At 47.2% G+C, this 25,725-nt stretch carries 24 protein-coding genes; 10 read left to right on the forward strand and 14 right to left on the reverse strand.

Annotated elements, in window-relative coordinates:
* Together RN22_RS22680 and RN22_RS22685 are read left to right on the forward strand one after the other, a co-directional pair.
* The coding region (locus RN22_RS22680) for an FG-GAP repeat protein (RefSeq protein WP_156168247.1) at nt 1-1,776 on the forward strand (1,776 nt) is incomplete at its 5' end.
* A gap of 157 nt (nt 1,777-1,933) precedes the next feature.
* Complete coding sequence (locus tag RN22_RS22685) at nt 1,934-2,524, forward strand: porin (protein ID WP_052737586.1); 591 nt, start codon at nt 1,934-1,936, stop codon at nt 2,522-2,524.
* A gap of 128 nt (nt 2,525-2,652) precedes the next feature.
* On the opposite strand, the gene RN22_RS22690 is transcribed toward RN22_RS22685, so the two are convergent.
* A complete protein-coding gene (locus RN22_RS22690) occupies nt 2,653-4,470 on the reverse strand; it encodes an HTTM domain-containing protein (RefSeq protein ID WP_231590955.1) in 1,818 nt (605 codons plus the stop codon).
* A 417-nt stretch (nt 4,471-4,887) separates the two neighbouring features.
* Between RN22_RS22690 and RN22_RS25050 the strand changes: the two genes are divergently transcribed.
* Genes RN22_RS25050 through RN22_RS24900 form a run of 3 tightly spaced genes read left to right on the forward strand, consistent with a single transcriptional unit; the run spans nt 4,888 to nt 5,517 of the window.
* A complete protein-coding gene (locus RN22_RS25050; RefSeq protein ID WP_156168248.1) occupies nt 4,888-5,064 on the forward strand; it encodes a DUF6435 family protein in 177 nt (58 codons plus the stop codon).
* 40 nt (nt 5,065-5,104) lie between these two features.
* Entirely contained in the window at nt 5,105-5,356 is a 252-nt protein-coding gene (locus RN22_RS22695) for a TIGR03643 family protein (RefSeq protein ID WP_046308007.1), read from the forward strand.
* Nucleotides 5,353-5,517 carry a DUF2256 domain-containing protein gene (locus tag RN22_RS24900; RefSeq protein ID WP_082111457.1) on the forward strand — a complete coding sequence of 55 codons (165 nt, stop codon included), beginning with the start codon at nt 5,353-5,355 and terminating at the stop codon, nt 5,515-5,517. Before RN22_RS22695 ends, RN22_RS24900 begins: the two co-directional genes overlap by 4 nt.
* A 48-nt stretch (nt 5,518-5,565) precedes the next feature.
* Here the strand turns inward: RN22_RS24900 and RN22_RS22700 are convergent, their stop codons facing one another.
* Complete coding sequence (locus RN22_RS22700; RefSeq protein ID WP_046308009.1) at nt 5,566-7,059, reverse strand: carboxypeptidase M32; 1,494 nt, start codon at nt 7,057-7,059, stop codon at nt 5,566-5,568.
* A gap of 240 nt (nt 7,060-7,299) precedes the next feature.
* Here RN22_RS22700 and RN22_RS22705 point away from each other — a divergent pair, with 240 nt between their 5' ends.
* On the forward strand, nt 7,300-7,866 hold the full coding sequence (locus tag RN22_RS22705; RefSeq protein ID WP_046308011.1) for a gamma-glutamylcyclotransferase family protein: 567 nt from the start codon (nt 7,300-7,302) through the stop codon (nt 7,864-7,866).
* A 50-nt stretch (nt 7,867-7,916) separates the two neighbouring features.
* On the opposite strand, the gene RN22_RS22710 is transcribed toward RN22_RS22705, so the two are convergent.
* A complete protein-coding gene (locus RN22_RS22710; protein ID WP_046308012.1) occupies nt 7,917-8,900 on the reverse strand; it encodes an OmpA family protein in 984 nt (327 codons plus the stop codon).
* Nucleotides 8,901-9,200: 300 nt separating this feature from the next.
* Nucleotides 9,201-9,890 (reverse strand): DUF2786 domain-containing protein, encoded by a 690-nt coding sequence (locus tag RN22_RS22715; protein WP_046308013.1) that lies wholly within the window; start codon nt 9,888-9,890, stop codon nt 9,201-9,203.
* 214 nt (nt 9,891-10,104) lie between these two features.
* Here RN22_RS22715 and RN22_RS22720 point away from each other — a divergent pair, with 214 nt between their 5' ends.
* Nucleotides 10,105-11,010 (forward strand): DMT family transporter, encoded by a 906-nt coding sequence (locus tag RN22_RS22720; protein WP_046308015.1) that lies wholly within the window; start codon nt 10,105-10,107, stop codon nt 11,008-11,010.
* 10 nt (nt 11,011-11,020) lie between these two features.
* Here the strand turns inward: RN22_RS22720 and RN22_RS22725 are convergent, their stop codons facing one another.
* The 6 genes from RN22_RS22725 to RN22_RS22750 all read right to left on the reverse strand — a co-directional run bounded on the left by RN22_RS22725 (nt 11,021) and on the right by RN22_RS22750 (nt 18,235).
* The gene (locus RN22_RS22725) at nt 11,021-11,932 is read right to left on the reverse strand and encodes a substrate-binding domain-containing protein (protein ID WP_046308017.1); all 912 of its coding nucleotides are present in this window, start codon (nt 11,930-11,932) and stop codon (nt 11,021-11,023) included.
* Between the two features lie 5 nt (nt 11,933-11,937).
* Nucleotides 11,938-12,735, reverse strand: coding sequence for an ATP-binding cassette domain-containing protein (locus RN22_RS22730; RefSeq protein ID WP_046308019.1), 798 nt, complete (start codon nt 12,733-12,735; stop codon nt 11,938-11,940).
* On the reverse strand, nt 12,732-13,772 hold the full coding sequence (locus RN22_RS22735) for an ABC transporter permease (RefSeq protein ID WP_002542253.1): 1,041 nt from the start codon (nt 13,770-13,772) through the stop codon (nt 12,732-12,734). Before RN22_RS22735 ends, RN22_RS22730 begins: the two co-directional genes overlap by 4 nt.
* A gap of 88 nt (nt 13,773-13,860) precedes the next feature.
* Nucleotides 13,861-14,883: a sugar ABC transporter substrate-binding protein gene (locus tag RN22_RS22740; RefSeq protein WP_046308021.1), complete on the reverse strand. Its 1,023-nt coding sequence runs from the start codon at nt 14,881-14,883 to the stop codon at nt 13,861-13,863.
* 104 nt (nt 14,884-14,987) lie between these two features.
* Entirely contained in the window at nt 14,988-17,486 is a 2,499-nt protein-coding gene (locus tag RN22_RS22745; RefSeq protein ID WP_046308022.1) for a PAS-domain containing protein, read from the reverse strand.
* A complete protein-coding gene (locus tag RN22_RS22750) occupies nt 17,486-18,235 on the reverse strand; it encodes a winged helix-turn-helix domain-containing protein (RefSeq protein ID WP_002542248.1) in 750 nt (249 codons plus the stop codon). Before RN22_RS22750 ends, RN22_RS22745 begins: the two co-directional genes overlap by 1 nt.
* Before the next feature lie 158 nt (nt 18,236-18,393).
* On the opposite strand from RN22_RS22750, the gene RN22_RS22755 reads away from it, so the two are divergent.
* Nucleotides 18,394-20,751 carry a DNA polymerase II gene (locus RN22_RS22755; protein WP_046308036.1) on the forward strand — a complete coding sequence of 786 codons (2,358 nt, stop codon included), beginning with the start codon at nt 18,394-18,396 and terminating at the stop codon, nt 20,749-20,751.
* Between the two features lie 77 nt (nt 20,752-20,828).
* On the opposite strand, the gene RN22_RS22760 is transcribed toward RN22_RS22755, so the two are convergent.
* Complete coding sequence (locus RN22_RS22760) at nt 20,829-21,140, reverse strand: hypothetical protein (RefSeq protein ID WP_046308025.1); 312 nt, start codon at nt 21,138-21,140, stop codon at nt 20,829-20,831.
* A gap of 278 nt (nt 21,141-21,418) precedes the next feature.
* On the opposite strand from RN22_RS22760, the gene RN22_RS22765 reads away from it, so the two are divergent.
* Nucleotides 21,419-21,682, forward strand: a complete 264-nt coding sequence (locus RN22_RS22765; RefSeq protein WP_002542244.1) for a DUF1289 domain-containing protein — start codon at nt 21,419-21,421, stop codon at nt 21,680-21,682.
* Between the two features lie 73 nt (nt 21,683-21,755).
* Here RN22_RS22765 and rplY read toward each other — a convergent pair whose 3' ends face one another.
* The 3 genes from rplY to RN22_RS22780 form a co-directional block, all read right to left on the reverse strand.
* Nucleotides 21,756-22,034 (reverse strand): 50S ribosomal protein L25, encoded by a 279-nt coding sequence (rplY, locus tag RN22_RS22770; protein ID WP_002542243.1) that lies wholly within the window; start codon nt 22,032-22,034, stop codon nt 21,756-21,758.
* Between the two features lie 202 nt (nt 22,035-22,236).
* On the reverse strand, nt 22,237-24,012 hold the full coding sequence (locus RN22_RS22775; protein ID WP_046308027.1) for a DEAD/DEAH box helicase: 1,776 nt from the start codon (nt 24,010-24,012) through the stop codon (nt 22,237-22,239).
* A gap of 59 nt (nt 24,013-24,071) precedes the next feature.
* Nucleotides 24,072-24,539 carry a GNAT family N-acetyltransferase gene (locus RN22_RS22780; protein WP_002542241.1) on the reverse strand — a complete coding sequence of 156 codons (468 nt, stop codon included), beginning with the start codon at nt 24,537-24,539 and terminating at the stop codon, nt 24,072-24,074.
* Between the two features lie 269 nt (nt 24,540-24,808).
* Here RN22_RS22780 and rsuA point away from each other — a divergent pair, with 269 nt between their 5' ends.
* Nucleotides 24,809-25,528, forward strand: a complete 720-nt coding sequence (gene rsuA, locus RN22_RS22785; RefSeq protein ID WP_046308029.1) for a 16S rRNA pseudouridine(516) synthase RsuA — start codon at nt 24,809-24,811, stop codon at nt 25,526-25,528.
* Nucleotides 25,529-25,725: the final 197 nt, after the last annotated feature.

Below are 25,725 nucleotides of genomic sequence, written 5' to 3' on the forward strand. Positions count from 1 at the left end.
GTGGCTGATTTCACTGAAGAGACTGTTGTACAGGATGTCATTGAAGTGACGGCGTCTGATGGTGTAACGACGACAGATATTGTTATTACTATCGGTGGGTCTCAGGCAGCTATTGACCAATACCTCAACCCACAACCCCCTGAGTCTTTTAACCTTCTGACAGTGGAATCAGGTTCGTCCGAGACGCTTACTTTCCCTGTTTCGCTTGCATGGGAAAAGTCTGAGCTGGCCACGGGATACACTGTTTGCCGTCAAAATGAAGACTTTGATAACGACTGCGAACCATTAGGTACAACGGACGGGGCGCTGGAGCTAACAATAGGTATGACGGGTGCTTTGTCTGCGTTGTCTTCAGAGTTCTTTATTATTTCAACAAACAGCGTAGGGTCTGCGTCGTCTAACTTACTCTCTCTGTCTTCAACCGATGCAAATGATTTAATCGCAAGCATTAAAGCTTCAGATCCTAGTCAATCTGCTAGGTTTGGCTACTCGGTATCAATTTCACGCGACGGTACAGTGTTTGCCGCAGGCGCGCCTTATAAAAATACCGCACGAGGTGCTGCTTATATCTTCCGCTTTACAGATGGCTTATGGCAACAAGAGGAACTGCTGACATCGCCCAATATTGACGCAAATGATTATTATGGCTGGGCAGTGGCACTATCTGAAGACGGCAACACCCTGGTCGTCGGTGCACCGCAGGAAGACGGAAGTAATTTGAGTGTATCCTCTTGCTGTTATAACAACGACTCAGGTAATGCGGGAGCCGCCTATGTGTACCGTTTCGAGAATGATGCATGGGTATTTCAGCGTTACTTGAAAGCCGACAATGCTGGTTCTGATGATAGGTTTGGCCGAAGTGTTGCGTTGTCATCGGATGGTAATAAGGTTCTCATCGGCGCGCCGGGAGAAGACTCAAGCACTACTGGAATCAACAGTACTTCAAACAACTCGCTAAGCAGCTGGGCTGGCGCCGCATATCTATTCAGTTTTGACGGTGGGGCATGGAGTCAGGAGCTATATATCAAAGCCTCTAATCCAGGAAGCTCAGATAAATTTGGGGAATCGGTTGCGATGTCCGGAGATGGTAATACGCTTGCCGTTGGCGCGGTTGGAGAAAGTTCTAGTACAACCGGTATCAACACTACGCCAAACGATGCCTCGACGAATGCTGGTGCAACCTATGTATTTGAAAACAGTGATGGCAGTTGGGCGCAACAGGCTTATGTGAAGGCTTCCAACGCCGGTGGTGGTGATCAGTTTGGTATGTCAGTGAGCCTTTCTTCTGACGGAAACACGTTGGCAGTTGGTGCTATGTATGAAGATTCCAATACAACAGGCATTAACAGTACACCAAACAATTCACTCAGTGATACCGGTGCAGCCTATGTGTTCCAACGCAACGTTGACTCTTGGTCTCAACAGGCTTACGTCAAAGCATCGACGGTTCATAGTGGCATGTGGTTTGGTAATAGCGTTGCAATGTCACCGAATGGAACATCGCTCGTTGTTGGTGCTTGGCGTGAGGATTCCAGTAGCGTAGGTATTAATAGTACGCCAAATGTGTCAGCGCCACAGTCGGGCGCAGCATACCTCTTCAATTTTGATGGCAGTGAATGGTCGCAAGGCGCCTATTTGAAGTCACCAATGCCAGATTGGAATGAATACTTCGGTAACTCGGTTGATGTGTCAGATAATAACAATGTCATTGTTGGTGCTCCTGAAGAAGGCTCTTCTAGTACAGGATTTAGATCTGGAGAAGTCTATCTCTATTAGAAATTAAATTGGTCAAATTATAGAACAAGCGAGCCCTCTACTTTATCTTTCAATTCGTCCATGCTTGATTGATGAGGTATGAGGGCTCCTTTCATATTTGTAGCGCTAAATTAATGTATTTCATTCTTGGTTTGAAATCTCTTTAAGGAGATAAATAATGAACATTAAAACAAAGAGTTCTATTAAGGTATTTTCTGCCCTAAGTTTATATTTGCTATCCCATGGGTCTTTGGCAGAAGAAATGAGCAAGCCCACATTACATTACCCTAACTATTTTTTTGGTATTAATGGTGGTTATCAAGTGGCTGATGATGGTGCATATAATAGTAGTGACCCAAAGAGTGGTATTTTTGAAATTAGTGGGGGGGTTCAGTTTAGGCCTCAATGGAGCGTGCAGCTAGGGTATCAATTTCATGGGGAGTTGGATGCTAAAGCAACTGGCGTAAAAGTGAATACAAATCTTGCTAAAGCGGCTTTACGCTATGGGTGGGGTCTAGAAAACGACTTTACTATTTATGGTCAGATGGGGATGGCTTACTGGGACATGGAAAAAAAGCAAGTTGGTCGACCCGACCTCAACGCTAATGGGGTTTCACTTCTCACTGAAGTTGGTCTTCAGTACAAGCTTGAACCTAACATAAACCTCAGCGTGGGCTACCAGTTTATCGATGACATTGGCGACAATAAAACAGACAAGTACGACAGCCATGCTCTTATGGTTGGTATGGACTATTTTTTCGGCGATTAAACAGAGGCTTATGCTTTTCTGAACGGTGGTTGAACATCACCGTGGATTGTTTTGGAAAAGCATATGTTTATACCATTGAAAAAGAGGGAGCCGTGTTATGTAGCTCCCTCAATCATAATTTTTATTGCTCACTTAACAGCAAACTCTTTAAAACACCAGTGAGTCCATACTGAAATCGTTGATGGAACACGTTTTTGGTAGTTTGGCATGTTTCTCAGACGCTCGAATTCTATGGTAAAAATGGCGAGCTGTTTGTCTTTGGGGACATCAGGGCCTTTATTCCATTGTCGACATAGGTAGTTACCATATCCTGATAGAACCTTGGTGTTTTTGGTTGAGGAGATTCTTCCTAAGTATTTCCGCCACCGATAATTTTTGAAATCCGCAGATAAGAGTTTCGGGTATGTGCGTATCGGTTCATCAAAAGTCATACGGTACACATCGACAATCTCACCACCGCGCGTTTTTCCTTCAATGACTGGCATCTGTGAAAACTTAAAAGGGTAGGGAGCAAACATATCCCAGCGTTGATCAAGGCGGAGTGTTTCAGCAATGGCTGAAACATGCTTAGGGTACTTGATATTCCATTGATGGATGCCTGCGATATTGTAATAGGTGACGATATAAAGCGTACCCAGGCCAAGGCCATTTTCAACCCAGTTAGCCCGCTCTTTGACCTCTCTGTATGGAAGGAAGCGTTCCGTTATTTGACCCATTGTCGCTCGGTTGTTTGCTATCCAGGCGTAGAGTCTGTTGCCTGCTTTAAGGACGGGTTTCAAACCCATTACAGTTCCGATTGGACGGAAAAGAATAGAGATCCGAAAGAGGTATTGTACGGCATTCCAATGGGTATGCAGGCCGCCTTTATGGTCACGCAACACCCAGCTGTTTTCACGTTCCATAATCGGATAAATGTCTGGATTTTTCTGGGCCGGCAGTATTTTGACGCTCTCTGGCAGTAGGAAACTTCTCAGGATCAGACATGTTTTTTTGCAAAAACCGCAGTCCTCATCATAGAAGATGGTTACGTCTCTCCGTTTAGCGCGATCATTAATTCTCGCGACCCAAGACCAGCATACCCCAGGAATCAATAAGCTGAGCGACATGAAGTCGATAAAAGGGAACAGTACGATATGTAGTGCGAGAAAGAAAGTCGTGTGCATTGCGACCAGTAACACCAAAGTGAAAAGACGAAGCGGAACATGGAAAATCGGCGAAAATACTAGGAACAGGGCCACAATTTCTAAGTACCATACGAAGTAAGTACCAAGTGTCAGTAGCGCTGGAAAATCTCTCATCCAAACACCGAAGACAGTCGCCATCTGATCGAGATGAACAGCATAGTAAGCTGCATCCATAGTCACACGCCATTCATCACCCGTTTTCAAAATCGCAGTGAAGAAATATAGGTACATGACCTGAAGTAATGCACCTACTGACACTATAGAGAAGTAATTATGGCTTGTGGGTTCTGCGTTCGGTTCAGTTTGATATCGTCGATTTAGGGCTGAATCGATAGAGAATCTGGCTCCTATTGGCAGTAAAATGGCCCAAAAACACATTACGGTAAGTAGGGAGTCGCCCCCTGCTCCTAGGACAGCATTCCGATTCATAATGGAAAGCAAAAATATCCAGCTGATGAAAGCCATCAACCGAGATCTAAAGCCAATGAGTAACAGAAATGCCACCAAAAAGGCGACTATAAATAGCCAAACGACGAACCACTCACTACCACTTGCCCAATAAATGGACCAGCGAAAATCTGAAGCATATCCCATTGACGCGGAACGGGTTAGAACGCCTTCGTCTGTGTAAAAGGCTTCAATATCGCGCGCCCTGCTGATGAGGTCCGCCATAATTAATATTGCTAGAGCGATACGGAATAGCGCCAGCGACCTCAAATCTATGCCGAATATTGTTTTAAATGATGTTATTGTTCGCCACAATTTTTTATCCTCCTAAACCTACTTATGCCAGGGAGACCTCTCCAGTTTTTCTTGTTAGTAGCGTTTATGTAAATAGTATCGGATCTTTTTTCTATTTGTGGGTGCAATGGGTTAAAAAATGGAGTTTATTATTGTTTTTCTAATTTGTAATACCTGGTGAGTTTATATTAGACAGCGCTGTCTAGCTAATTTTAACGTATGAGGTGTTCTTAAACTTTAAAATTTTTGTTCGGTAAAATAACGGTGAGAAATGCATGGTCTCTATTGGAAGATATAGCTTTTTTAAAAACGATGAATTTCGATTTTTTGTGTTTTTTAAAGCATTGTATATTCATCAACCACCACCTAAAAAAGAGAGTGTTAATCCATTCTTTCTGAGCTTCCGTACTATCAAATCCACATCTAAAGGAGTGAGCTGTGTTTTCATTTTTCAAAGATAGAACCGCAAAGAAACTTAAGAAGAAACACTCGATGTTGCTGGAGCAAGCGATGCAAGCACAGAGAAGGGGTGACATCAGAATGTATTCAAAACTGACCGCCGAAGCGGAGGATGTGTTCAACGAGTTCAAACAGGCAAGTGAGCAGCAATCCTGATACTCAAAGGGCGAAGCATGTATTGCGGGAGCTAAATTTGATGGACTTTAGCGAAGAAGACCTTTCTAGAATCATTGAAATGGCGTGGGAGGATAGAACGCCATTTGAAGCTATCAAACAGCAGTTTGGTCTGGGGGAACCTCAACTTATAGGCTTGATGCGTCGTTCACTAAAGCCGAGCAGTTTCAAAAGCTGGCGTAAACGCGTGTCTGCAAGAAAAACCAAGCATCAAAAGTTACGTCCTATTGAGGTCAGTCGCGGTTATTGCCCAACACAGTACAAACAGCGATGAAAGCGACAAAGCGTTACCGGGGTAACAAGGCACACCTGCCAACCAAAATCTGCGTTGTTTGTGAAAGGCCATTTTCCTGGAGGAAAAAATGGGATGCTTGTTGGGACGAGGTCAAATATGGCTCAGAAAGGTGTAGAAGAGAAAAGAATAAGGCAGGGTGATCCTGCCTTTGAACTAAACGGTGAGTGCGCATTGCGAGTAAGCTAATGCTAGTTATTTAGGTAACGTGCCATCAGATGCTGCTTAAAGTGCTCAGTATTGAGGGGTTCACCAGTCGCTTGAGTCACTAACTCATCTGTTGAAAACGTTGATCCCTTCGACCAAACATTCTCTTTCAGCCATTCGCTAATCGGTGCGATCTCCAGTTGTTTCAGGCAGGTATCGACATCAATTGTCTTACGCATTGCCGCCATAAACTGAGCCGCGTACATAGCGCCGAGCGTGTAGCTTGGGAAATAGCCAAATGAGCCGTCGGTCCAGTGGATATCTTGCATACAACCATCGGTGAAATTACCTTCGGTAGAGATACCAAGATATTCCTCCATCTTTTGACTCCAGATGCCAGGAATGTCATCAACCTCAATGGCACCTTCAATCAGATCGCGTTCGATTTCGTATCGCAGAATAACGTGCGCAGGGTAGGTGACTTCATCTGCATCAACCCTAATGTAGCCCGGTTGAACACGCTTATATAGTGCGTTGATATTGGCAATCTCAAAAGCTTTATCAGACTCACGGCCGAATGTATCTTTTGCGAATTCGGCAATGTGCTGAACAAACTCTGGGCTTCGCGCTAGCTGCATTTCGAAGAACAGGCTTTGACTCTCATGGATGCCCATTGAGCGAGCTTCACCTGCCGGGAAACCATGTAATGAAGGTGGCAAGCCTTGCTCGTAACGCGCGTGACCGGTTTCATGAACGACACCCATGATAGCCTGGGTAAAGTCGTCTTCATTGTATCGAGTAGTGATACGGACATCTTGCGGCACGCCACCGCAAAATGGGTGCATAGAGACATCTAATCGACCGTGGTTGAAATCAAAACCCAGAATCTCCATCAGCTTTTTACCAAGCTCTGCTTGCTGCTCTGTAGGGAAAGGTCCAGCGGGATCTTCAACAGCGACTGTCGACTGCTTCTCAATGATTTGCTGTGTGAGTTCTGGTAACCAGGACTTGAGATCGCCAAAGATAACGTCCAGCTTCTCTGTTGTCATGCCTGGCTCGTAAAGATCAAGCATGGCGTTGTAACGACTGAGGCCAGTTTGTTCTGCGCGAATCGCTGCTTCTTCACGCGCAAGTTTGACCACTTCTCTGAGATTGACGGCAAAGTTATCCCAATCATTTTCTTTACGTTGGGTGCGCCATTCATGTTCGCATTTTGAGCCTGCGATAGATTTCGCTTCCACTAAACCGGACGGCAACACAGTGGCTTGTTGCCAAACGCGCTTCATCTCTTTCAAACTGATTTGTTGTTCTGCGGAAAGGGACGCGATGTTGCCCTCTGCTTCTACTATCCACTGACCCATTTCAGGCGCTGTAAGGGTTTCATGGCATAGCACGGCGAGTTCGCTCATTGCATGTGCGCGGGCATCATTGCCACCATCAGGCATCATGGCAGCCTGGTCCCAACCACAGATCGCGGCGAGGTGTTCGTAATTGGAGAGTTTCTTGAATTGCTTTTCTAAGCTTTTATAAGCGGTCATTGTTTTTATCCATGTCGTATCTTTGGAGGCACCGCAGGTAAATCCTTCGCACTGCGGTTGAGCAGAATAGTGGTTTAAAAGTATTCTGAACGTAAAGAAATTTAGGAAAGATTGAGAGTTGCTATGCAGAGAACGTTGGTTTTTCTGAACAACAACCGATTCTCACGTTACACCGTTGACAGTAGCACGTGTTGTTTGGATTAATCCAATTAAGGTGTTAGGAGAATTGTTAACAAATTTATGTATATATTCGGATATGGAAGTTTAATCAATGCAGCTTCACGTCAACTCACTGGAGAGACGGGCATTGCCGTTCCTGCGGTTGTGAGTGGTCTGCAAAGACATTGGGGGCATACGGGGTCACCGGTGATGTCTCACTTGGTTGTTCGCGAAGGTGAAGGGCATTGCAATGGCGTGTTGATTCACATTGATTACAACGCCTTAGAGGTGTTTGATATCCGCGAAGCGGGGTATCAACGTGTGCCTTTAGAGTCTGACCGTATTCAGGTACTGGAAGAAGGTTTTGCTGTTGATGGCCCTGTATATGTGTACGTGACAGATGAAGTGATAGCGCCTTGCAGTCATCATCCCATTGCTCAAAGCTATGTCGATACGGTTTTAGCCGGATGTTTGCGATACTCTGCCGATTTTGCACAGAGCTTTATCAATTCAACATACGGATGGCGTTTTCCGCGGATTGACGATCGCCACTCGCCAGTCTATCAGCGTGTAGCAGGTGTCGCTGATGAGGACAGGAGTATGATCGACTTGATGCTGGTGGATTTACCGAACCATATTGAGAAGTAAAAGAAAAAGCCACGCAAGTGCGTGGCTTTTTTTTGATCTCTTAGAACTGATTACTCTTCGTAAACAAACTCTGGAGATTCGATTTCTACACGGCGGTTTTTCGCGCGGCCGTCTTCAGTATCGTTAGAAGCGATAGGGTTTGTTTCACCTTCGCCCGTGACTGTCAGACGCTCAGCAGCGATACCGTTGTCAATGAAGTAGTTTGCAACTGTTTGTGCACGCTCTTCAGACAGTTTTTGGTTGAATGCTTCAGAGCCAACACTGTCAGTGTGACCAATGATGATTGCAGTTGACTCTTCAAAGTCTTGCAGGCGTTTCAACATTGGATTCAGATGTTGCGCTGCGCCATCTGAAAGTGAAGATTTACCGAAGGCGAACAGTTCAACTTCGTCTGCTTCAGAGAAGACGTACTTCTTCGCTTCTTCAACGACTTCTTCAACCACAACCACTTCTTCTACAACTACTGGCTCTGGCTCAGAGTAGCGACCGAAGTGGAAGGTAACACCTGCTGTGATCAGGTGATTGTCTGCTGTGAAGTAAGAATCATCCATATCTGGAATGTATTGGTACTCGAGACGAACATTCACGGCGTCAGTTGCGCGGTGATCAACACCTACAGCTGTTAGTAGTGCGATGTCATCAGCGTCACCTGAACCACTGTTCCAGTTCCACCACGCAGCACCGATTTTACCGTAAAGGTCGGTAGTATCAGTTACGCCGACATTGAATTTTGGAGCCAGCGTCAAGGCAGTTAGGTCACCATTGCCTGAAGTTGGACCATTGTTGAATGCGGTGCCGAAGCGTCCCAAGTAGTCGTAGGTAGATTCAATCGCGAAGCCATTTTCCCAGTCATAACCAAGAATCAAGCCACCTGCGATTTCTTTATCATCACATGAACCAAATTCACAGGCATCTTCAAGTGTTGACACACCGAAACGACCACCCAGATAGAAATTTGAATCATCTTGGGCGAATACACTTGCCACTGGACTTAAGGCCACAATGAGTCCAAGGCTTGTCACTGCTTTTTTCATTTTGCTTTCTCCATTCCTTCTAGAGAGGGTTTGGAAGGTAGACTTTGGCATCTCTCTTTGAGTCACCATCCTTGAGTTTGCTTTTCGCAAATCTTCTCAATCACCAACTGAGGTGGTGATTTAATAAGCTAGGCTAGGGCTTGGCACTCTGCAACACAATAGCAACGCGGAAAATTCAGGCTTTTTTAATACAACAGTGTTCAAAAAGAGGTGTTTTTTCGGTGTGGCTATGGAAAGTCAGTAAGTTATAGGTTTGTCAGTTACTGAGCTGGAGGGCAATCTCAATTATAAAAAAAGCGCCTAATAGAGGCGCTTCACTTCTTGAGCTCCCGAAACGGGGCGGCTGACGGAAACCTGTTTTCCTTTCCGCATCCCTTTTTCGTAATCATCGGTGATGTTCTTCATCGCTTCTTTCAATTGCTGTTTGAAAGTCTCGCGATCGATGTTTTCAAACTGTTTATCGATATAGTCTTTGATCTTCTTATCAGCATCACCGTCAGGAGCAATATTTGGAAGCTTAGCCAAGGCCCCTTCGAGCCAGCCCATGGTAAATGACTGAACGCGACGGTTTAGTTCAACCTGAGAGGTACCAGAACCCTGGAAGCTGTTTCTGAACTGGCCAATGTGCTCGTTCATTTCCCGGTAAACGATATCGAATGCAAAAGCAGCAAAGATCGCCCGATCGGCATCGCCGATAAACTCTGCTTTCTTTAGACCTTTGTAATTGGTCAACACGCACTCCACGCCAAAGCGTGTGTTAATGCCACGGATGATTTTTAGAATGCCGTCACTGATAGATGTTGGAAGCAAGGTTTCAGACGTGGTTTTACCCATACTGATGAAGTCAATATCGTCCTGATCAAGCCCATACTTCTTCATCAAGCGCTGTGCCATTTTGATGGCCTGTGCAGCTTCGTTGATGTTAGAGGAATTGCTTAACTCGAGGCATTTAGCAATTTTCTTGAGAGCTTTGCGTTTCGCTTCAGACATTCACTTCACCACTGAAAAAACGGGAGCGGTATTTTACCGCTTTCGAGCCGTTTTACCAAACTTCCCTGTATGCAAGAGCAAATATCAATCAGTTAAGATAATTTCAAAAAGTTCAGGAGTATTTGTCAATATATCCATTTTTTCTCAAATTTGTGAAAGTGGAAGTCGGCTAGGGCGGTCAGATTTAGCAAGTGATGATGTAAGGACGGTGAAGATGGTTCACATGACAAGGTTAACGCTGATAAACCTGATGATGGCTTTGGTCGCGATGACCTTCTTTGCCGCCAATTCGGTATTGTGTCGAATGGCATTAGCGGAAAGTGATATTGATCCGGCATCGTTTACCTCGATTCGATTGGTGTCAGGTGCACTAGTGCTTTATGTCCTCTCATATATTTTTCACTCCAGAAAGAGTGATTCACCAACATGTGCGTTGGTTCAGCAACCGATGGAACACTGGCTCGCAGCTGCCATGCTGTTTCTGTATGCAGCGACTTTCTCCTTTGCCTATATGTACCTGGAAACCGGTATTGGCGCGCTCATTCTGTTCGCTTTCGTTCAACTAACCATGTTCGCATATAGCCATCATAAAGAAGGTGGTGCGAGTGGATTGGAGTATATCGGGGCATTAATCGCGGTTGCAGGCCTTGGTTACATGGTTTCTCCGGGAATGAATGCACCTGATGCTTGGGGCGCGGGCTTGATGGCAATTTCTGGTGTGGCATGGGGTATCTACAGTGTGCTTGGCAAGGAAATGAAAGTGCCGCAGCTTCCCGCTAACTGTATTAACTTCCGTTTGAGTATTTTCTTCGTCGTGCCATTTTTCTTGCTCAACATTCCAATGAATACTGTGTCTTCGGAGGGTATTTGGTTGGCTGTTTTATCTGGTGCAGGGGCGTCAGCAATTGGTTATGCGATTTGGTATGGCGTCGTGCAGAAATTCAAAGCGACTCAAGCTGGGGTGATGCAGTTATCAGTGCCAATCATTGCGGCGATTGCTGGCTACATGCTGTTGGATGAAACGCTGACATTGAGAATGGTCATCTCTGCTGCGGTGATTCTGTTCGGTATAACCGTGACCTTTTTGGGCAAAGAGAATAAGCAATCGTCATTGGCCTAAGGTCAACGGGTCACCTCTCCCTGAATGTGGACGCATTTTCCGACGTCATCAATCGAGTGGGAATAAGCACGTTTACTTTTTCGATTTGTCCTTCTTTAAGCCACTTTGCAGCTATCTGAACAGCCTCACGACTCATGGTTTCCGGCGATTGAACTGAGGAGCCAATCCAGTTTGGTCTGCGTTCAAGAAATGCTGTTCTGGCATCTGGGCTGCCATCCACCGAGATAATCACCGCATCAGATTTTGCTTGCAGTAATGCGCTTTCAGCACCTAGCGCAGTGCGATCGTTGATAGCAAAAATGCCGTCAATATCATCATAAAGCTGCAAGGCATAGGCCATTTTCTCCAGTCCACCTTCCATACTCCCCGTGCCATTAAGAGAATCGCCCAACAAATGAAGTTTCGGGTGTTTTGCCAGCGCTGTTTTGCATCCTTGAACCCGCTCCACAGCAGCCGAAACTTGTGGCCCGTTGATAATTAGTACATTCCCTTCACCACCGAGCACTCTCGCCAAACCCTCGCAAGCGACTTCTCCTGCACGGAGGTTATCAGTGGTCACAGTGGCAGTTGCACCGTCAGCTCTTACGTCAATAGCGAACACTGGAATCCCAGCGTTGGAAAGTTGTTGAACAGTAGGTCCAATCTTGTGTTCATCGGACGCGACGAGAAACACTACATCGACTTCTTCTGCCATAAACTCATTGAGCTGGCGTACTTGCCTTAGGTGATCATAGGCACTTGAGCGAACAAGAAGGACACTGTCATCACCAAAGCGATTGGATAATTCCTCTTTGATCGTACGCACCACAGTAATGAAATAGGGATTAGTGAGATCAGTGACGCTGACTCCGGCTTTGATGGCAGCCGCGGCGGGCGGCTGCATCAAAATGAAAAGAACAAATATAAGTAGCGCTTTCGGCATGCAAGCTAAGCCTCAGACATTTCGATGGTTTGCCCCGGTTCCATTGCCCCCGTCATGATTGCGACGGCATCATTCATAGTGTGGGTCTGCGGAGTGATGATGTCCACCCGCTTGCCCAGGCGGTGAATGTGCACACGATCAGCCACTTCAAATACGTGAGGCATGTTGTGACTGATCAGCACCACAGGAAGCCCACGGTTTTTCACTTCGAGGATCAAATCTAACACGCGACGGGATTCCTTTACGCCCAAAGCGGCAGTGGGTTCATCCATAATCACCACTTTTGAGCCAAACAGAGCAGAGCGTGCCACGGCGACCCCTTGGCGTTGCCCTCCTGAGAGCGTTTCTACTGCTTGGGTGATGTCCTGAATCGTCATTAAGCCAAGCTCCGTGAGCTTTTCCTTGGCTTTGTCGCGCATTGCTTTCTTATCCAGCATGCGGAACCATTTGCCGCGCCAGTCTGAATGACGAATTTCCCGACCAAGGAAGAGGTTGTCTGCGATATTGAGGGCAGGGGAAACTGCCAAGTTCTGGTAAACCGTTTCGATACCGGCTTCACGGGCTTGCATTGGGTTGGAGAACTTAACGCGCTCGCCGTCCAAGATGATTTCTCCATCGTCGGGGATCAGCGCGCCGGAAAGGGCTTTGATCAAACTGGATTTCCCTGCGCCGTTATCACCGATAACAGCCAGAATTTCCCCGGGCATCAAATCGAAATCTGCGCCATCCAGCGCGGTGACGCGACCATAACGTTTAACCAGCCCTTTGGCTTGAAGTACAGGCGTTTGGTTTTCATTGCTCATGATGCCACCCTCCGGATCCATTGGTCTATACTGACTGCCACGATGATGAGTATGCCGACAGTAAACTCCTGCCAAAGTACATCAACACCCAGTAACGCGAGCCCGTTTCTAAATACGCCAACAATCAGCGCCCCAATCAGAGTGCCAAAGATAGAGCCGCGACCGCCAAAGAGGCTGGTTCCGCCGATCACCACTGCGGTAATAGAGTCCAAATTCGCAGTGAAACCAGCCTGTGGACTGACTGAGCCGATTCGTCCAATCAGTACCCAGGCCGCAAGGCCGCATATCACGCCAGCGAGTATGTAGACTGACAGCAGAATTTTACGTGTTCGGATACCAGCAAGCCGAGCCGCATCGGGGTCATCGCCCGTTGCGTAAACGTGCCGTCCCCAAGCTGTCCAGTTGAGGGCATACCAGATGATCACAAACAGCAGCAGCATGAAGATGGAACTGTAAGCGATACGCGCACCAAAGAACTCAATAGTATTGCCAAGCCACTGTAACAATGGCGCTTGCTGGTCAATGACTTGTGAGCGGATTGTCTGGCTGTTTGAATACCAAAGGTTCAAAGCAAAAAATATGTTCCATGTACCCAAGGTGGCGATAAACGGCGGGAGCTTAATCCGTGAGACCAAAAGGCCGTTGATTAGGCCGCATATTGCGCCGACGGATAATCCTGCCAACAAAGCAACGGGGGCGGAAAAGCCATAGTCTATGGCTGATCTTCCCATCACCACAGAAGTGAGGACCATGATGGCACCGACCGACAAATCAATGCCTGCGGTGAGAATAATCAGGGTTTGCGCGATTCCAATGACACCAATGATAGTGACTTGTTGGAGCACCAGAGAAAGGTTAAATGGGTGGAAGAAACGATCGCCAACCAAGGTGGAAAATACCGCAACAGCAATGATCAGAACAAGAAAAGGGGCGGCTGTTGGGTGATTATGTAAATAGAGTTGAATGCGCTGTCCAACGCTAAAACCTTGATGGAGTTGGTCTCCAAGTGTGCGGTTTTGTTCAGATGAAGATGACATTTATTGCTCCTGAGTGCGTCCGTGTCCAGACAGGAAATGTCCGAGATTAGAAAAAAGAGGGAAGGGCTCCCTCTCGAAACCTAAGGGGTTAGCCCCAACACTTGCCTTTACCTTCTTTCGAAGTAGACGAAGACACGCCGTTAACAGGCTCATCAGTGATGAGTTCTACGCCGGTATCAAAGAACGATTTGCCTGGTGTCGCACCCGGTTTCACGCCAGATTTCGCGTATTCCACCACCGCTTCAACACCCAGTGATGCCATCTTGAGAGGGAACTGCATAGACGTCGCGCCGATCACACCTGCTTCGACGTTATCCACACCTGGGCAGCCGCCATCGACAGAAACAATAATCACGTCATCTTCACGGCCTACTGCTTTGAGGGCTTCATAAGCGCCAGCCGCAGCAGGTTCATTGATGGTGTAAACGAGGTTTACGCTAGGATCTTTCTGGAGGAGGTTTTCCATTGCGCGACGGCCGCCTTCCTCTGAGCCTTGGGTCACGTCGTTACCCACGATGCGAGAGTCATCTTCGTCGCGGTTAATATCGGGATTTTTAGTATCGATACCAAACCCTGTGAGAAATCCCTGATTGCGCGCGACATCGACAGTGATGTTGGCGGTACTCAAGTCCAACAGAGCGATACGTGCGTCTTTTGCGTTGTCACCCAACTTTGCTTTCGCCCACTGACCGATCATTTCGCCAGCCTTGAAATTGTCTGTTGCAAAGGTGGCATCAGCGACGCTGGCAGGGGAGAACGGGGTGTCCAGCGCGATAACAAGCACGCCTGCGTCACGGGCGCGTTTGACAACCGGTGCGAGTGCCTGTGGATCGCTTGGAGTAATGAGAATCCCTTTTGCACCGGCGGCAACCAGGTTTTCAATCGCTTGAACTTGTGAATCTGTATCGCCATCAAATCGGCCAGCGAAAGAACTGACTTTGGCACCTAAGGCGTTCGCTTTGGCTTCAGCACCTTCCTTCATTTTGACGAAAAATGGGTTGGTGTTGGTTTTGGTAATTAGACCAATCAGCACTTCTTCTGCGGAAGCCTGTGCCAGTGGCAAGGCTGCAAACATAGCGGCAATAGCGGTTTTGCGTAACAGCGTTTTCATAGCAGATCTCCTTGTGTCTTTGTCTTTTCAAATACACTGGCAAATGAAAACGAATGAACGGTTTCAAATCGTGAATATTGCTGTTCACAATTGAAATAAAGCGGCTAACTGTTTGAATGTGATGGAAAGAGAGATAAGTGAAGCTGACGATAACTTATTGGTTTTGTGATCAAAGGCCAGTCAGGTTGGTAGCCAAATTGCTCAGAAAGCTGGCTGGCAGGGAGTCCGGACATCAACACAAAGTGAAGGTCAGGGAATAGATTAAGCGCCTTACTTCGCAGCCAAATCCCGGTTTCTTTGCTGCCAAGATTAATGTCACTGAGTACACAATCAAAAGAGATCTCTTGAAGTGTTGTCAGCGCTTCGCTCGCTGACTGAACCACTGTGACTTTTGCACCGTCGTTTTCCAGAAAGGCTTTGATGGGGAGGGAAACATCATCATCGTCATCCACCAACAAAACCCAACGGTTGCCACCACAGGTAACGGTTTCAGGGAGCAATTCAGAAGCGTTATCGCCAAGTATTTCCAGCGTGAGGGGCAACATGATGCTGATTTGAGTACCAACGCCTAACTGTGAGCTGATAGCAATTTCACCATGGGATTGCTCGACAAAGCCATACACCATGCTCAAGCCAAGACCGCTGCCTTGCCCCTTTTCCTTGGTGGTAAAAAAGGGCTCCATGACTTTGGTCATCACATCCGCGGCAATGCCATTGCCCGTATCAGAAACCTCCAACAATACTGCTTCCTGATTGGCTTCAAGCATCTGGCAGGCACGGGTAGAAAGGGTGACGACGCCACCTTCTGGCATCGCGGTATTGGCATTGAGAAGCATGTTGATTAACGCGTTCTCCAACCCACTTTTATCCAGATAAACCCAGCTTTCATGTTCAGAAAGATCCAGCGTCAGTCGGCTTGTGCCATCCAGCGTGTATTCGAGAAGATCGGCGAGTTCCCACAACGTTTGCTCCAGATTCACAGGTTCTGGATGAAGCGGCTGTCGGCGGCTGAAAGCCAGTAGCCTGTCGACTAATTGTGTGCCTTTTTCTGTCACCGACAGGGCGCGGTTTAGATAGGTTCTGTTGTTTCCCTCGAGCGGGGCATTCATATCCAACAGTTCAAGGTTGCCACCAAGGGCCGAGAGCAGATTGTTGAAGTCGTGTGCGATGCCGCCAGTCAGTTGTCCCAGCGTTTCCATTTTCTGCGCTTGGCGTAATTTCAAGTCTATCTGACGGTTTTCGGTTAAATCTCGGTACAGGGTGATAAAGCCGCCCGAAGGAAGGGGCTGGCTTCGGTATTCGACGATTCTGCCGTCCTTGAATTGACGTTCAAACACCTGTGGCTCCAAGTGGCGCTGCGCAATGGTCTCTTTTTCATCGAGAGACTCCTGGTCACTTTGCAACAGTGAAGGGGTGATCAATGCCTGAACATCTTCAATATGCATGCCTTCATTTAACTTTTGGGGATCGATACCCAGCAGGGCGATATATTTTCGGTTCCACACCAACAGGCGGTTGTCTTTGTCGAAGGCACTTAGTCCATCCTGCATATCGTGGAACAAGGTTTCTAGAAGAAGCTTCTGGCGAGACAAGTCGCCTGTGACCCGGGCTTTTTCGATTGCATTGTGTTGGAAAGCTTTGAAAGCACTTGCGAGCTTACCGATTTCATCCTGACGGGGAATGTTGATAGGTTCATGTTCTGTGTTACCACTGGCGAGGCTAATCATTTCATCAGTGACCCGTTGAAGGTCTTTCGCCATGCGATCATTAAAACGATAAAGATAAAACACGCCAACGGCGAGAGAGAGCAATATGAACGCCATAAGCAGCGCAACGTGATTGATGGCTTTTCTTGCGAGGAGCTGCTGTTCGTTGACATCATTCTGGTGGGTTTGAACAATCTCCGTCACGTAGTCAGCCATTCGCTCTGACTGCGCACGGATCGAGGCCAGTAAGAAGGCGTTTTCTGAACGCAATGCGTTAATTTGTTCGTTACTGCGGGACAGGGTTGCCAGCACGGGTGAAACACTACGAGACAAAGTGGGATTGTTAACGGCTGCTTTTTCAATGCTGACCATCATCTGTTCTATCCATCCTGACTGGATCCGTGTGGGATCCTTGCGGAAAGCATCGACAAATCCTTTACCAAAAGAATAGGTTTCAAGTTCATCCAGCGAGAACTGCTGGGCCATCAAGTCTTCGCGAATAAACAATTCACTCTCCACGTTGGCCATCAGTCTGGTGAGTGTGTTTTCGACTTCTTGGTAACGTTTCCCAAGCTCTAGGGCATAATCTGGATTTGTCAGTTTGGCGGCATTCTCCCGCAATGCTTTTGCTCTGGCGTAGAGCTGGGCTTTTTCGTTCTGCACCTGAAATGGGCGGGCAGAGGAGGCGGTATAAGGCGCCATTGCCGCAATTTGGGCGACACCTTCAGAGAGATTCAAAGCCGTTTGCGTATCGGTCAGAGTAGTTTCCGTGACGCGATCGAGCAGGTATTGATTCTGCCATAACGTAAACAGGGAAAAGCCCGCCATCAGTGTGGTGAGAAGTAACAACACCGACAGTGTCAGCATTAAATGCGGGCGAATACTCTGGCTTCGCATTACTGGTCGCTTAATGCCGAATTCATGACTTGGACGACGGAGCAGTCAAAGCGATAACCGAGACCACGCTCAGTTTTGATCAACGAGGGAATTCGAGGGTTTGGTTCGATTTTCCTCCTAAGCCTGACCACCAAAACATCGATTGTCCTGTCCATGGAATCAGTGTCGAAGCCATGTGTTTTTTCCATGAGTTGCTCTCGGGTCAAGACGCGCTGGGGGGAGGAAATAAAGGCTTCGAGGAGGGAAAACTCACCGTAAGTCAGGTCGGCTTGGTGCCCATTGGTATGAATGAGTTGGCGTCGGGAAAGGTTGAGCGTCCAATCAGAAAATTGATAGAGGGTTTCGTCACTTATGATAGGTTTGGATTCAATCGCCTGAGATTTTTTGCTTCGACGAAGCAGCGCATTTACCCGGGCGGTGAACTCGCGCAGGTTGAAGGGTTTCATCATGTAATCATCGGCGGCGACTTCCAGTCCAATAATCAGATCGGTGGCATCCCCTTTGCCAGTGAGCATCATAATGGGAATATCGCTGTTTTCCCTGAGTTGACGCGCTAACTGGAGACCATCTTCGTTATTTAGACGAAGGTCGATCACTGCTAAGTCGACATCGCGGGCAGCTCGTAGCTGGCTTCCATTACTTGCTTTCGTGACGTTGTAACCAACCTGAACTAGGGCATCGGCTAGGACGTCTCTCACTTCCTGCTCGTCATCGACGACGACGATATGTGAGACCTGACTGCTCATCATACTTCCTCCATTGACTTAGGAACTATAGCAGTAGGCTACTGAATTGAATGGAGGAATTCTGAGAATGAATCAAATACTGTTTGTACGTACAGATAAAATCAACGATGGGCGACAAGCTGGGGTATACTGCACCTGAGATTGCTACTTCTGAGGCTAACTTGCAGTATCAAGACGGTTTTTTAATCAGTCGACACAGTCGTGATATCGGCGAACAGACTGAACTGACACTCTGGGTTCAGACCGACAATGGACCCGCGAAATTGATTGTCACGGGCGAAAAGCCAGTGTTTTTTGTTGCGTCCGTTCATGTGAACCAGGCTCAGACAATACTCAATACCGCAGGTATCGCCTTCACTTGCCGCGAACTGCCTTTGAAAGACTTTGCTCTCCAAACGGTATCTGGTTTTTACTTCAATACGATCAACGCTGCCAATCGTGCAAGCCGCCTTCTTCAGATGGAAGAGATTGATACCCTCGAATCTGATGTTCGTTTGCCTGACCGCTATCTGATGGAAAGGTTTATTTGTGGTGGATTAACCTTCGATGGTAAGGCGACCCAACGCAGAGGCTTTACGGAATATCGCGAAGCCAAAGCGAAATCGTCCGACTATTCCACTTCGCTTTCCCGCGTGTCTCTCGATATCGAGTGCTCAGAGAAGGGCGTACTTTACTCAATAGGCCTAGATAGCGAGCGTGATAGCCGTGTCATCATGATTGGCGACAAACCAGCTAATGCTGATGAGTACCCTTGGATTCAGTGGGTAGCATCAGAATATGACTTGCTGAAAGCTCTCAATGATTGGTTTGCCACCTTTGACCCTGACGTGGTCGTGGGATGGAGTGTGATTGATTTTGACTTCAGACTTCTGGTCAAACGCGCTGCATTTCACAAGCTGGATTTACGATTGGGGCGCGGTGGCGAAAAGGCACATTGGCGCGATTCTTCAAACAGCCGACAGGGGTTTATCACCTTGCCAGGGCGTGTGGTGATTGATGGCATTGATGCGCTGAAAACGGCGACATACAGCTTTCGTTCATGGTCGCTTGAATCGGTATCCCGTGAAATGTTCGGCGAAGGCAAAGCGATTGATAACCCTTACGATCGTATGGACTCCATCAACCGTATGTTCCGTGATGACAAGCCAGCACTCGCAAAATACAACCTGCAGGACTGTGTGCTTGTTAACCGCATTTTTGAGCAAACTCACTTGCTGGAATTTCTTATCCAGCGCAGCCGTTTAACGGGCATCGAACTGGATCGTATTGGCGGTTCAGTGGCGGCTTTTACCAATCTTTATCTGCCAAGGTTACACCGAGCTGGTTATATCGCGCCAACGCTGGCTAGCGAAAACTGGATTGCCAGCCCCGGCGGTTATGTGATGGACAGTAAGCCTGGCTTGTATGACTCCGTACTGGTGTTGGATTTCAAATCCCTCTATCCCTCGATAATCCGTACGTTTTTAATCGACCCCTTAGGTTTGATTGAAGGGCTTCAGGCTCAGGAAAGCTGTGTTCCTGGCTTTCGTGGTGGTGTCTTCCACCGAGAAAAACATTTCCTGCCGTCATTGATCGAAAACCTTTGGAAAGCCCGCGACGAAGCCAAACTGAAAGGCGAAAAGGCGTTCTCACAGGCGATTAAGATCATCATGAACTCTTTTTACGGCGTCTTGGGTTCATCGGGCTGCCGCTTCTTTGATCATCGATTGGCTTCGTCAATCACCATGCGTGGTCATGAAATTATGAAGACCACCCGTGAGCTGATTGAGGCAAAAGGGTATGAAGTTATTTATGGCGACACTGACTCGACCTTTGTTTCGCTAGGAAGGCTCTATTCAAACGAAGAGGCGGATGAAGTGGGTCAAGCGCTGGTGGAGCATATCAATGCGTGGTGGATTAACCACCTAACCGAAAACTATGAAATTACCTCGGCGCTTGAGATTGAATACGAAACTCACTACCAGAAATTCCTGATGCCGACGATTCGTGGACAGGATACCGGCAGTAAAAAGCGCTATGCGGGTTTGGTCAATAAAGATGGTGAGCGACGTATTGTCTATAAAGGATTGGAAACGGTTCGGACAGACTGGACGCCATTGGCTCAGGTTTTCCAACAAACCTTGTATCAGAAGGTTTTCGATGGGGAAGAGGTGGAAGAGTACGTGCGTAATACGGTTGAAGACACGTTACGTGGTAACAATGATGATCAACTTATCTATCGTAAACGATTACGCCGTAAGCTTTCTGACTACGAGAAGAATGTGCCGCCCCATGTGAAAGCAGCACGCAAAGCCGATGAGGCGAATAAGAAGCTAGGGCGCAACCTTCAGTATCAGCACGGCGGCTGGATTGAATACGTAATCACTGTTAACGGTGCCGAGCCATTAGAAGCATTGGATAGTCCGTATGACTATCAACATTACGTCGACAAACAATTGAAGCCGATTGCAGACGGTATATTGCCTTTCATCGGGAAGAACTTTGATGATTTGGCGATGCCACAGTTAGGATTGTTCTAAATTCGGGTTTATTCGTTGAAGAAAAACAAAGAGCCGGGCATTTATTGCCTGGCTCTTTGTCTTCAAAATACTTCGAGCTAGAAGAAATCGACGCTTGAAACGTAAGTGCGAGAGGCGAGAACCGGGTCAAAGCAGACTGCACCACGGTTTGGTGTACAAACTTTATAGACATCACCACAATCAAAAATCGCGAGAATAGTTTCATCGTCAGTGCCAAAGCAGGCTGGTAGTTTATCGCCAACTTTAGCCATTACTTCCTGACCTTCATGTTCCCACGTCAGACTTTCAATGCGCGAATCCTTGACTGGGGCATCAACGTGTTTAGCAATGGCTAGGTAAATGGATTCTGCGTGATCTTGGGACTCAGCGGACGGAACAAAAAACGACATAACTCCTCCTAAATAACAATCATCCTTGCGCCCTTTTATTTTATTCTTTCAGAGTTGGAGCTCTGTACTGCAAAAAGGCGATAACCCAAAAGGTTATGTGGTCAACTTAACAAATTTAGACCACTAAACGCAATGGAATTTTATTCCGCTAGTGGAAATCACCTAAGCGGAAATGATTGGGCGTAAAGTTAATATCAGCGAGTTACAGAAGGAAATTTGCTTTTCGAGTGAAAACTCGCTTGAATGAAAACACAGACACAAACGACATCGGAGGGTGTATGGAACAACTCGATTTCTTTACCGTGCCCAGCCCTTGCATTGGTGTGTGTCAGGTGAATAACAAAGGCTATTGCAAAGGTTGCTTTCGAAGCAGGGAAGAGCGTTTTCACTGGAACGATTTTACCGGTGAGCAAAGACGTAATGTGATTCGACTTTGTAAGCAGCGTTATGTGCGTGTGATGCGGGCTAAATTGGCGAAAGAAGCAGAAGGAAATGTGGAAGAGGTCAGCCCACAACAGTCCCTGTTTGGTGATGAAGACTAATTAGCTGACGACCAACAGCGAATACAAAAAAAGCGCCTCGAGAGGCGCTTTTTCAATTCAAGCTCAAACGCAATTAGATGCGGATGAAATCCATGTGCATAACTTTTGGCTTGAACGGGTGACGTTGGATGTCCTGAGGCTTAACGTTAACTTCAGCACCGTCGATAACCAGAGTAATCGCTTCGTAGAACTCAGGCTTGTCCATTTGAGTGATCACTTTTTTGTGGTCCAGAGCGATTGCTACAGGAGCTGCTTCGCCACCGTAAACTACTGCTGGGAATTGATCAGCGTGACGCAGGCGGCGGCTCGCACCTTTACCCTGCTCAGTACGTACTACTGCTTCGAATTTCATAATAAATACTCTTAAATAGAGAGTTGAAAATAAGTACCTAGATTTGCGACCAAACTAAGTACCAAGTAAATCGAGCGCGGATACTAACATTGAGACTGGGTAATAACAAGCGTTACCAGTGATTTAATGCGTGAATGCTGAGTACTTGTGCGCATTGTGTTTTTAATCATCAGGTTTGAGGTGGGTTGCGATGTTTTTCTGCTCAAGCCACGTTGGTCAACATGGTTCTGACCTCTTGCTGTGAGGCGAACTGATTCAGGTCGAAGATTTTATCCCTAATCGCCCAAAATCGGCCATTCTTTCTCGCCACAATAAAGTCAGGAAACCTCAGTCTGTGTTCTGCACGCGCGACTTTAGAAGGCGCTGTGTCTGTAAAAGGTCTGTGCCGGTCAACCAAATGTGGATTGATAAATTTAGCGAGAAATTCATCCTTTTGGCGTTTAGTCGAAAGGGGCCAAACTTCATGAATTTCCGCGCCATCCTGCCCGACATAGGTGACTTTTAACTGCGGTTTATCGAATTTGTTTTTCCCTGCTGTTAAGCGCATATCAGCGCAGGCCATGATCATGGCATCTTTGAGCTTTAAGGCGTCTCTCAGCTTTTTATCAGGATCGACCAGTGCGTGATCACACTGGTGGCAGCGCCTTGCGGCTATGTCGTTGTCTGCGCCGCACTCGCTGCAAAACTTGGCGCGGAAGCGGTAGCCACAAATTTCACGTTCGCCATCATCGTCTTCAAAGAAGCCCTGACAACGGCGGCCATAGTGTTCAATGAGAAAGCCATTGTTATCCAACTTGCCCCAGAAATTGTTGTTAAAGCCACAGGCAGGGCAGGGAACAGTAACGATTTCGCTGTCGCTATCCGGCTTAGGATCGCCAATTTCAGGTTGATATAGGTCGTAGACATTGCCTGCATAATCCAGAATCAAACAGTCAGTCTTACCGGGAGAGAGGCGTAATCCTCGTCCTGCGATTTGTTGATACAGGCTGACGGATTCTGTCGGACGCAAGATGGCGATGAGATCGACATGTGGTGCATCAAAGCCAGTTGTCAGCACTGATACGTTGACCAGATACCTAATTTCCCGTTTTTTGAAGCGCTGGATAATATCGTCACGCTCATCTTGCGCTGTATCACCAATGACGAGTGCCGATTCGTTCTCAGGCAGCAGGGTGAGAATTTCCTGAGCGTGTTTTACCGTGGCGGCAAAGATCATCACGCCATGCCGTTCTTTGGCGTAATCCAGAACCTGATTAATGATTTGGGGCGTCGCTCTTGGTGCGTTTTCTATCACACGGTCCAAATCCGCTTCTTTATAGAATCCTGTTGGTGACGCTTTGAGTGATGAAAAGTCGTAACTCAACACTGGCGCATCAAGGATCTTCGCTTCCGTCAAAAAGCCTTCATCCAACAAGAATCGGATAGGAAGCTCGAAGATACAATCGCGGAAGAATCTCGGTTTCTCGCTGCGAACACGTCCAGCGGTGTGATATTGATAGATCCAGCCCATACCGAGTCGATAAGGTGTCGCTGTTAGACCCAATACCTTAATGCCAGAGTTAACGGTTTGGAGATGGGAAATGACTTTACGGTAGCTACTGTCTTCATTATCCGGCACGCGGTGGCATTCATCGATAACTAACAAAGAAAACTGATCTTTGAATGCATCAAGATTTCGCACCACGGATTGCACAGAAGCAAAGACGACTTTATCGCTACTTTCTTTTCTGCCGAGTCCCGCCGAAAAAATCCCGCCTTTCAATCCATACCCTTCGTACTTTTCGTGGTTCTGTTCGACCAGCTCTTTCACATGGGCAAGGACCAAAACACGACCACGTGCCAACTTTGCCAGCTCTGCGATAACCAGACTTTTTCCTGCACCGGTGGGCAGCACCGCAACGGCTGGGGTGGTGTTGTTTCTAAAGTAGTGGACGACGGCTTTGACCGCGTCAGCCTGATAAGGACGAAGGGTATACATGGAATCAAAAAGGCAGCCAATTCAAGGCTGCCCAGTGTATCTGCCACACAAAGTAAAGGCTAGCGCGATAAACGCTTGGACATAATGCAATGCTGGCGACGAGCCATGTAGTCAAACTGCTCGTAAAACTCTCTGGCACCGCTGTTACCAATGTTCACTTCAAGAATCACTGCGTGGCAGTCTTTTTCGAGGGCATGCGCCTCGATATTCGGCAGGACATGAGAGCCGACACCTTGTCGACGCCAATCCTGCTGGAGGAAGATTTGGTCGATCACTGCGATTTGTCCGCCCAGTTCAATGCTGAAGCTGTAACAAAGCACAACATATCCGATAATTTCCTGCTCGTTTCCTTGCTCTAGGCTGATAAGGAAAACGTCGCCATGGTTAGGGTGTCCAATGAGGAAACTGAATGCGGAAGTCACATGTTCGACATCAAAAGTCAGTGCCTCGTGGTCGTGCATAAACTTTGACAGTTCAAGCAGGCGTGGCATTGACTCAACGGAAGGCGACTGCAGCGTAATTTTCATAAATGCTTCCCTGATCAATAAGTTAGTCGATGGGAGATTATAATCATATTTTAGAAGTCACGAGTTTAGACTGTGGCGATTTTGTTAAGTTCGGCATCTCTTAGTTATAGACAGTGAATCGGAGAGTGCAATTTCAACAATAAGGAATGAGAGTACATAAACGGATCTGAACTTTCCTGATAAAACACCCGGCTGCGAGCTTTAAACACTGCCTCTCTTGGAAGTTTAAGTATATAATCCGCGCCCTCAGAAACATGTGGTGAAAAGCAATGATCAGGCTAGACAAATTCTTGTGCGAAACAGTCGGTGTTACGCGCAAACAAGCAGCGAAAGTCCTCAAAGAAGAACGTGTCACGGTTGATGGTGAAGTCATCAAAAACGGTGCTATCAAAATTGCCGAAGATGCGGATGTAGAATTCGATGGCATGTCGCTGAGCCTGTCCGGTCCTCGTTACTACATGATGAATAAGCCTGAAGGGTATGTTTGTTCGCACGACGACCCTTACAATCCAACGGTTTTTGTCCTGCTGGATGAAATCGGTGCTGAGAAGCTGCACATTGCAGGGCGCTTGGATTGCGATACCACCGGTCTATTGCTTCTGACCGATGATGGCCAATGGTCACACCGTGTGACGTCCCCAAAACACAAATGCGACAAGACTTACCGAGTGTGGTTAGATGATGCGGTCAAAGAGGGCGTTGCAGCGACTTTTGCAGAAGGTATTAAACTGCGTGGCGAGAAGACAGAAACCTTACCTGCTCAGATGGAACAGATAGACGAAAAAGAAGTGCTTCTGACCATTCACGAAGGCAAATACCACCAGGTAAAACGCATGTTTGCCGCAGTAGGCAACAAGGTGGTTGGTCTTCATCGTGAATCCATCGGAGAACTCATTCTGGATGAAGAACTTGAGCCGGGTGAATACCGCGAGCTGACCGAAGAAGAGATTGCACTGTTCTTACCTAAGCAATATACCCAAACAACCTGAAGATGCAGGATTCAGCGAGATTGACTGGCGTTGTGATCGCGGCGTTCCTTTGTAGGTGTAGTCACCTCCATCAAAAAGGAACAACAAAGAGCACGGCGTCAGTCAACTCGCCCGAAGGGAGGACATCAATGCGCCCACTTCTTCGTCAAATTCCACGGAAATAGAGCGACTATTCCACGTAAAATTTGCCTCGAATT

Origin of the sequence: Grimontia sp. AD028 (assembly GCF_000973155.1) — a bacterium.
Classification (GTDB): domain Bacteria; phylum Pseudomonadota; class Gammaproteobacteria; order Enterobacterales; family Vibrionaceae; genus Enterovibrio; species Enterovibrio indicus.